The following is a 3,203-nucleotide window of genomic DNA, read 5'->3' as shown; positions in this document are numbered from 1 at the left end:
TTTTGGATTTAAAGGCTAATTCGTCAATTTCAACAAAACGATTCTCGGTGGATTTAATGATGTGCCTCTCTGCTAGTTGCATTCAGACTCTCCATTTTTGGACGATCGCAATAATTCTCTCAGTTGACCATTTTGACTATATGATACTACTATTGCTTACTACTGCTTACAAACTTAATAAAGTTTTATAATACCGTCTTTTAGGGAAATTTGATCGAAAATTTCGCTGGAAAATCATGGCGGGCGATCGGGCCCGGTGGTGTTGCTGCTCGATCGAGACCGCCAAACTGTAAAATGAACGCTTGTATATAAGTTATGTAGAGCAGGAGAACAATTTCAGTGGCAATAGAAGTAGGTCAGAGAGTTAAGGTACGCCGTCTCAGAGATCGGATACCTGCAAATATGGTGGGCAAGATAAAGGAAAATCCAGTAGGCACTGTTGACGGATTCAGAATGGTTGATGGCAGCGGAGTAGGCGTGGTTGTCAAGTTTGACGGTTTTGCGACTTGGTTCTTTGAAGATGAGCTAGAAGCCGTTTAGTAGAAGGCCGTTGTCAGTGGGCAGTGGGCAGTTGTTAGTTGTCAGTTGTCAGTTGTTATTGGTAGCAGCTAACAACTCACACATCAGGAATCAGAAAGAACAACTACCTACTGCCCACAGCCCACAGCCCACTAACCACTGACAACTACCCACTGACAACTGACAACTCTGGCTGAAGGTTGCGCTTAAATGTTAAGTAGTAAGCTTTGGCACTGAGAACAGAAAATGGCTTTGATTTTGACATTTTTGGGCAAAGGCGGCACTGGCCGCAGCACGATCGCGATCGCAACAGCTAAAAAATATGCGGCTCAAGGCAAGCGAGTTCTGCTACTCGGCCAAGATCCGGGGCCTGCATTGGGTATTCTGCTAGGGGTTCCCCTGACTCCCACGCCACAGGAAATCGCCCCCAACTTCAAAGCAGTTCAGGTGAACAGCGCGCCGCTGCTAGAACGCAGGTGGGACGAAATTAAACAACTAGAAGCTCAATATGTCCGCACTCCGTTTTTCAAGCAGATTTACGGGCAAGAATTGGGAGTGTTACCTGGGATGGACAGCGCGCTGGCGTTGAATGAACTTCGGGAATACGACGACAGCAAACAATATGATGTCATTGTGTATGACGGCAGCGGCGGCATGGATACGCTGCGGATGTTGGGAATGCCGGAAATTTTGAGCTGGTACATCCGTCGCTTCCGCCAAGCGTTGGTAGATTCGGATTTGGGGAAAGCTTTGTCGCCTTTTATTCAACCGGTTGTCAGTACCGTGTTGACGGTGGATATGTCGGGAGACAATGCTTTTCAATCTACCAAGCAAGTCGATAATCTGTTGGATAAGGGTAAGGAAGCGCTGGCAGATCCGAACCGCACCGCCGCTTATTTGGTGACGACTGGGGATGCAAGTGCGATCGGCACTGCGCGCTATTTGTGGGGAAGTTCTCAACAAATTGGTTTAACTGTCGGCGGTGTGATTGTCAATCAAGCACCGCTTACAGAAACGATTGCTGCTGATTTCGATCCTTTGACAGCAGTTTCTGTGCCGGCCCACAGCGATAATAATTGGCAGCCGTTAATTGATGCTTTGCCAGATTTTTCTGAAGCTGGGAAAGCTCCTAAACCGATTAACATCAACACTGCACAGCGTCTAGTTAGTTTGTTTTTGCCTGGGTTTGACAAGAAAGAAATTAAATTGATTCAATCCGGGCCGGAAGTGACGATCGAAGCGGGCGATCAGCGGCGCAATATCTTGCTTCCTCCGGCGCTAACTGGAAAATCTGTCACAGGTGCTAAATTCCAGAATGGTTACTTGATTATTTCTTTTTAGCAGTTAAGTTGTTCGGGATTTTGGGTAAATTTTGGAACGGGCATCTTGCCCGTTCCACATTATTTTTATTAGTAGTTGTATGGGGTACGTTGTTGGGCTTGGGCCCTATACGTTTAAATGGTTATATAAGCTGTCAGTCATACCTCATCTTTCCGAGAAAGGCTATAATTTAGGGATTTTTCATGGATCCGCACCCTACGACCACAAACACTGAAAATTATCGATAAATCTTGGAAAATACGATCGCCCGCAGTGCGTCTATAATATAAAATCATTAGCAAATTTGGGAAAACAGCAATGGTTAGACAACTGCAATCTCCCGACCAACAAAACATCGTATACCCTGACGATAACGGAGAACCAATGTCAGACAATACTGAGCAGTTTCGATTAATCGTTTGGATTAAGGAAAATTCCGAACTATTGTTTGCGAATGACCCGAATGTTTTCGTAGCCGGCGACTTGCTTTGGTATCCCGTTGAAAGAAATAATAAACTTTGCCAAGCACCAGATGTGATGGTAGTTTTTGGTAGACCAAAAGGATATCGAGGTTCCTATCAACAGTGGAATGAAGATAATATTCCGCCGCAAGTCGTTTTTGAAATTTGGTCGCCGGGAAATCGGCCTGCTCCGATGATTCAAAAGTTCAAATTTTACGAACGTTACGGCGTGGAAGAATACTATTTGTACGACCCACAAACATTAGAATTGACAGGATGGCAGCGGGTTGAGGAAGAGTTAGAGGCGATCGAACAAATAGACGGTTGGATCAGTCCGAGATTGGGCGTGCGGTTCCAATTATCTGAAACCGGACTCGAAATGTTCGGGCCAAACGGAGAAGCATTTATGAGTTTTGTGGAACTCGCTCAACTGCGGCGCCAAGCGGAAGCACAAGCGACTGAAGCAGAGCAACTGCGACAACAAGCAGAGGAACGGGCGACTGAGGCTGAAACTTTGCTCGAGCAAGAACGATCGCGATCGCAAGCCTTAGAAGCTCAACTCCGAGCAATGGGAATCGATCCAAATCAATTGCAATAGATGATTGGGCAATTTAAACGCCGATTTAAATCGCGTACATAATCTCCGTAGATACTGTCTTGACCTGTCAAGGGGTGGCGATCGCATAATTAGGGCTTGCTGAAAAAGTCAGAAAACAGCATTTAGAAAGATGAGTGAATTTGAGATCGCCTCGACAATATAAGTGGTGTTAATTTTATGATGGCAAAACATAGCTTTTACCAATGATTTAAGCCAAAAAACATCAAAAAAGGTTTTTGTTATGAAATAGACAGAAAAAAAGCCAAAAAGCCTGCCGTACCCTGGCAGAAAGATTCATCACCAGA

3 protein-coding genes are annotated in these 3,203 nt (G+C 45.2%); all 3 read left to right on the top strand.

The window, feature by feature from the left end:
* The first annotated feature begins 339 nt into the window (after positions 1-339).
* On the top strand, positions 340-540 hold the full coding sequence (locus JGK07_RS00040) for a DUF2862 domain-containing protein (protein ID WP_293155850.1): 201 nt from the start codon (positions 340-342) through the stop codon (positions 538-540).
* A gap of 225 nt (positions 541-765) precedes the next feature.
* A complete protein-coding gene (locus JGK07_RS00035) occupies positions 766-1,860 on the top strand; it encodes an ArsA family ATPase (protein ID WP_293187171.1) in 1,095 nt (364 codons plus the stop codon).
* Between the two features lie 297 nt (positions 1,861-2,157).
* The gene (locus JGK07_RS00030; protein ID WP_293187172.1) at positions 2,158-2,898 is read left to right on the top strand and encodes a Uma2 family endonuclease; all 741 of its coding nucleotides are present in this window, start codon (positions 2,158-2,160) and stop codon (positions 2,896-2,898) included.
* The last annotated feature ends 305 nt before the right edge of the window (positions 2,899-3,203 follow it).

This window comes from Microcoleus sp. PH2017_24_DOB_U_A, assembly GCF_020738205.1.
Lineage (GTDB): Bacteria > Cyanobacteriota > Cyanobacteriia > Cyanobacteriales > Microcoleaceae > Microcoleus.
Note: the sequence above shows the minus strand (reverse complement) of the source record. Positions and strands in the feature narration are given on the sequence as shown.

Excerpts from the sequence above, each read along its gene's own strand:
- JGK07_RS00035 (WP_293187171.1), top strand. The coding sequence starts at position 766 with ATGGCTTTGATTTTGACATTTTTGGGCAAAGGCGGCACTGGCCGCAGC.
- JGK07_RS00030 (WP_293187172.1), top strand. The coding sequence starts at position 2,158 with ATGGTTAGACAACTGCAATCTCCCGACCAACAAAACATCGTATACCCT.